Here is a 6245-nt window from a genome sequence, read left to right on the forward strand (position 1 = left end):
GACACCTCGGTCAGCCGGTTGCCGATGTCGTTGAACGTCCAGGACTGCCAGTAGGGTGCCGGTCCGCCGAGAGTTGCCGAAGTCGGCGCGGGCTCGCAGTCGTCGACGGCGGGGGTCCAGGCCTCGGTGAGACGGCGCAGGTGGTCGTAGCCGAAACACTGGATGTCGGTGGTCCCGCCGGTCGGTACGTCAGCGATCTTGGTGACGTTGCCGGCCGGGTCGTAGGTGTACCGCAGGTCGGACACGTACTGCGGCGCGGTCTCGCGGGCCGTTACCGACTGGCTCAGTCGTCGGGTCGCGTCTTCGTAGTCGTATCCCCGGTCGACCCATCCGCTGCTTTCCTGCTTGTATCGGATCAGGGCCGGCTCACCGAGCGCGGTGTACGTGGTGTCCTGCACGTACATGTCAGTGCCGCCGGTCATGACCCGATCTACCAGGCCAGTGACGGGGTCGTACACGTATTCGAGCAGTTCGCTGCCCAGGTCGGTGCCGCCGCCGGGGTAGTAGTCCGAGTTCTTACTGCCGTCGGCCCGGTAGGTGTGCAGGAAGGTGTAGAGGCCGGCGAGGCCGGTCTCCGCGGCCGGGATGATGTAGTCGACGCCGTTGGGTCGGTACAGCTGGTTGTAGCTACGGATCCGGGTGGTGTAGGCCGACCCGTCGATCCACCGGCTTGCGGTGTGCAGCTGCCCCTTACCGCCGCCGACGGTGTCGTACGTCCACGTCGCCCGCCGGGTCGTGGTCGACACGACACCGTCGTACACGCCGGTCCTGCGCCCGAGCACGTCGTATTCGTACGCCAGGACCTCGCCGTTGCCGTTCGTCGTCTGCGTCACGTCGCCGTAGTCGTTGTAGTCGATCGACGTGTTGCCGGCGTCGGGGTCGACCGCCGAGACCTGCCGGCCGCGGATGTCGTAGCCGTAGGTCCAGGTGTTGCCGACCGGGTCGCTCACCTGCGCCAGCTGGCCCTTGCCGTCAACCTGGTAGGTGGTCGCCACGAAGGCGGCTGCGGTCGTCGCGCCCTTGTGCTGCCGCTGCTCGACGACGTTGCCTCGCGCATCCGAGATCACCGTGACCGGCGTGCCACCCTCCGGCGGGGTCATGGAGACCCAGTCGCCGCCGTACCTGGTCGAGGTGCGCCACTTCTCCGCACCCGATGACCGGAGAATTTCCTCGGTCACCCGGCCGGCTCGGTCGTACTCGGTGACGGTCTGGCGGTGAACCTCCCAGTCCAGCGCCGTTCGCAGAGTCGTTCCCGGGCTGATCGTGCTGTCGTAGACCGCGTCGTTGTGCAGGCGGACCCGACCGGCGTCGTCGTAGACCGTCTCGGTGAACACCGTGCCGCCGCCGGACTTCGCCGGGGCCTGCGTCTGCCGGGGGCGCAGCAGCCCGTCCAGGAGCTGGTAGCTGGTGATGTAGTTGCCCGCAGCGTTCAACGTGCGGGTGGTGACGGCGTTGACCCCACCGGTACGGCGCAGCAGATAGGCGTACTCGGTGTTCGGGTCCTGACCGGTGCTCTTGTTCCGGTTCGGCAGCCAGACCTTCACCAATCTGCCCAACGCGTCGTACGCGACATCGGTGCGCCGGTTGTTGACGTCGACCGTGGTCAGGACGGCGCCCCAGGCAGGGTCGAGGTCCTGGGACGACTCCCAGCCCAGCGGGTTGGTCGTGGTGACCTTGGTCAGCGGGCCGCCGGTCGACGGTGTGTATGCCGTCGCCGTCTTGTTGTCCCGTACGTCCCAGCTCTCGACGGCCCGGCCGTACGGGTCGTAGCTGGCCCGTCCCGCGGTCTGCCAGGTGGTGGTGCCACCGCCGGTCGGTGCCCAGTCCTTCAACACCTCGACCCGGGTGATGTCGCCCTTCGTCGGCGCGGTGCCGTACGCCTGGCCGTCGTAGCTGGTGCGGGTGTCCCCGATGATGTGGGACGCGTTGGTGGCCGGCTGCCCGCACGGCAGCGCGAAGGTTTGGCTCCGGGCAGCCAGGTCGAGAAGGTTGGCGGTGGTGTTCCGAACGTAGGTGGTCTTCTGGCAGCGGTCGTCGCCGGGGACGTTGGTCACGCCGTTCGCGGTGACGTGACCCAGGTCGTTGACTTCGGTGATCATCCCGTAGCTGTCGTACGTGTTGACCACCTTGGTGGTCCGCCAGCCCCGACCACCGTCGAGCATCGTCGCGGCGTAGGCGGTGTCGACTCCGGTGTACCGCGCGTAGCTGGTGAACCCGCCGATCGTGCGGGTCGCGGTCGGTGCGGACTGCCACGGCCGGTTCACCGTCTTCGACACCGGTGCGCTGGTCACTCCGTTGTACACGACCTGTTCGCGGACCATGCCCGACCAGGCGTCCTCGTCGTTGACCGGATCCCCGAGCGAGGCACTCACCTGAACGCTGCGTGTCCCGCCCGACGGCGACGACCGGTCACCGTGCAGTCCGCGCAGGTATTTGGTCTCGGTCAGGGTCTCCTGCCCCGGCGCGCCGACCCGCGACCGTACGGTGGCGTAGCCGCGGTAGTCCGACCAGGTGCGGTACGCGTCCTTGGTGAGCCCGTCATCCTCGGTGTACCGCCAGGCCGGGTTGCCCAGGTACTCGTAGGCGGTGACGACGTCCACGCCGCCGCCGGTCCAGTCCGCCTCGTACACGGTGGTGACCAGGTACTTCTGGAAGTAGTCAGTCTCAGTCCCGCCGCCGAACGCCTCAGTGATCACCGGGTAGCACCGCAACGTGTTGGTGTGCGCGGCCGATGGCATCAGCACCCCCGGCTGGCACTGGGGCGCCGTGTACCGGACCGAGATCTTGGCACCCGTCTCGGTCCAGATGTTGTCGATCCGGGACCAGTTCATCGTCGGCTTCGAGTCCCCGATGGTGTCCACCCGGTTGGCCATCTTCACCGGGTCGAAGCTGACCTGCGGCAGGGTGACCGGCGTGGATCCCGCGTGCCCGGTGTGCGCGATCGAATCGAGCCACAGGCCACGGCGGGTGCCGTCGCCGGTCGGTGGGAAGTCATGCGTCAGAGCCCAGGAGTCGACGTTGCGGTAGCTGCTGGTCGCCGCGTTCCACACCTTCGTGGTGACGCTGGCGAGTCGGCTCGTCGACCAGAACGTCGGGGTGTACTGCCCGGAACATGCCGAGCCGGTGCAGGACTGGTCCCACGGGGTGTCCGGCCAGTTCGGCTCGTTGTGCGTGGAGCAGGAGGAGGTCAGGCACCTGTTGCTGCTCTGGAACACCACCTGCGCCGGTGCGGCCGTCGTCGTGTAGACGGTGTCGGTGCCGCCCCGATTGTCGGTGCCGTAGTCGATCCGCTGCAGCGCCCCGCCACGGGTGTAGGTGGCCGTACTGGCGGCGGTGAGATTCCGCCCGTACTTGTTGGTCTGCGGGCTGTACCACAGCGACATCGTGTTGCCGTGCGGGTCGACCACGTAGTCCAGGTTCCACCGCCAGGCCTGGTCGCAAAACGAGGTGCTGAACGACCCTCCATGGCACGGCTCCCCGGAGTGGTTCCCGGCGACCGGGACGGTCCAGACGGACTGGGTGGTCGGCTTGCCCGAGGTCCAACCGGTCAATCGGTCCAGGCCGAAGAAGTACTGGGTCCCGTCGGCGGTGGTGACCTTCCAGTACTCGTTGTCGTGGTCCGCGTTGATCGTGTCGGTGAACCGTTGCACCCGGGAGCCGTCGTCATGCTTCGGCTTCCAGACGCCACTGCTGCCGTCCCGGATCAACTCGACCGAGCTGCCGCTCAGCGAAAGCACCGCATTGTCGCGTGCCCAGCAGAGGTCCCCGGTCTCGACCGTGTTGTTCGCCCCGCCGCCCATGTCTTCCCGGCACGGACGGTACCTGCGCTCGAGGAACCCTGGCGCGTACTCGAAGCCCTCGCCGATCCACGACGGCTGATTGTTGGTGGCTTCGCTCCGCCCATCCACGTTCGATGACGAGTACGACAACGCGACGCTGGGTTGCGGACCGCCGAGCGCCGGTGGCACCCGCATCGGGTAGGACCAGCCGAAATTGCCTGCTCCACCGCCGGCCGACCATGTCGACGACGGCTGCAGCTGGGTCGCGCCGTAGTCACCGGCGGTCGACGCGGCATCCGCCATCAACGCGACCAGGGTGCCTGCGGAGCCGGCCCGTGCACTCTCGGTGCCCGGCGTGAGCTCCACCTCCGCGGTGACCCGCTGGTCGCCCGCGTGGTTACGCGAAGGCAACGGCGACGGTACGCAGCCGTCGCCGGGCCGGTCAGCCAGTGCACACTCCGGCAGCTCCACCAGGCGTAGCCGCAGAGCCCAGTCCGCGCCGTACGCTGCGGCGAACCCGGAGTAGTCGACGGACACCGCCAGCCGACCGGCGTCAGCCCTCTCATCGGCGCTGGTCAGCCGCATCACCACCCCGCTGTCCCAGGCGCTCGCCGCGCCGCCGCGGTCGAGCACCTCGACCCGGACTCGGCCGGCTCCCGCCACCGACCGGTTGGCGGTGGTCGACGCGGGGGCCAGCCAGATCGGCGTACCGGGCACCCGCACCCGCCCTGACGACACCGGCTCACCCAACTGGCGGGCCTGCTCCCGGGTCATCGTGCTGCCAGAAAGGTCGACGTCGTACGCGCCCGGCTGTGGCCACGTCACCGAGGCCGGGACATCTTCGGATCGTGCCGGCTGATCGTCGGCCCCATCTGGTCGAGGCGGCACCTCGATCGTCTCGACGGTCGGCAGGTCCTTTGGTTGCAGGCCAGCCGGCGCGGCGACGACCGGCTCCGATGGCGGTGCCACCGCCGCGACAGACACAGCCATCACCACAGCGGCGGCGACCCCGACCGCTGTACGGACCCGACGCCAACCTGGAAGGGCAGGTCGTCCGGTGCGGCGCCACCAGGGCATCCGGGATCGATTCGTCGTCGACGGACGGGCGTTGATCGACACTGCGACCTCCGATGCAGAGCTGCCACGGACGAAGAAAGGCTTTGTCATTGCTGGCCGCTCCAGAGGTTCGCGACCCTGCGGGCATCCATGACCCCGGCGTAGACCGCGACCCGGTCGATGCTGCCGGGGAAGTATCCGCCCAGGTTGCCGTTCCACAGCTCGCGGGCGAGAGTGAGGGAGCCGGTCGCGGCCCAGGTCGGTGCGCTGAGGAAAATCGGACCCGCCGCCTGACCATTCACATACAAGGTGACCGACTCTGTGCCGGCGTCGTAGACACCGACAAGGTGGAACCATTCGCCGGGGACCGGGACGACCGGTGAGGTCACTGCCGCCGACGTGGAGCTGTTGCTGACGTCGGCACCGTGCAACCAGAACGCCCACCGCTGCGCGGCGGCCTGGTAGCCGAGCGCAAAGGCATCGACCTGTGTCCCCTCCTGGGCGACAACGGAGATGTTTCCGGCCGGCAGCGGGTCGGCCGGGTCGCCATCGAGTTGCGCCCACGCCGAGACGGTGAACGACTGATCGGTCCGAACGACAGGATTCTGCACCAGGGCGTAGGGATCAGTCGTCGAGGCGTAGCCGGAGACGCCGTCGAACCAGGCAGCGTCGTCCTCGTCCTGACCGTCGGCAATGAACGTCGCCGCCTGCGGGACCGAATCCCAACCCGACAGGTAGAGGTGACGCTCCCAGCCCTCCGTGTCGAACGCCTGGTCGCACCAGCAGTCCGCAGTACCGGCAAAGTCCCAGAAGCCAACGCTACGCGGGGCGAGGATCCCGTGGCTAAAGGACGTTCCCGCGAGTGGATCGCCGTTCGTGCCGTGAAGATCGTCGTCGACGACGACCCGGTCCCAGATACGCAGATCGGTGACCTCGCCACGCCACGTGTCGGTCTGCGCCCCATACCACAATGCCCTACCGACGACGACCGGACCGCCGGCCGTCCACGGTGTGGCAGTCCGCGTTGTCTCCGCTACGAGTTCACCATTGACGTAGAGGCGCATGATTCCGAGGTCAGCGTCGTGAACCGCAACCAGGTGTGTCCATTTTCCGACGTCGGCAGCGGTTAATGGTGATGGCGAATCAGCTCGGTTGTTCGCACCGACCGTCGGTGAACTGCCCATCATGAACGACCAGTACGGCGCAGGCGGGCTGCCCAGATACCGGATTCCGAGATAGAAGCCGCTGAAGTCGGTATCATCCTGGCTGATCGCCGTACGGTTTCCACCCGTGAGGGCCGAGGCTCGCACCCACGCCGAGACGCTGAACGACTCCGCAGTGTCCAGGTCGGGTACCGTCGCGGTCGCGCTGCCATAGATGTTGGTGGGCGACTCGGAAACGCTGTCAAAG

1 protein-coding gene and 1 pseudogene are annotated in these 6245 nt (G+C 67.9%); both read right to left on the reverse strand.

From position 1 onward, the window contains the following. Positions 1–4763 (reverse strand): annotated as a pseudogene (locus ACFHVL_RS30520) (RHS repeat protein); the annotation flags it as partial. A 179-nt stretch (positions 4764–4942) separates the two neighbouring features. Next, on the reverse strand, positions 4943–6245 hold a 1303-nt coding region (locus tag ACFHVL_RS30525), incomplete at its 5' end, for a LamG domain-containing protein (protein ID WP_416632052.1).

It is taken from the genome of Micromonospora sp. LOL_023 (genome assembly GCF_048060115.1).
GTDB lineage: Bacteria > Actinomycetota > Actinomycetes > Mycobacteriales > Micromonosporaceae > Micromonospora_E.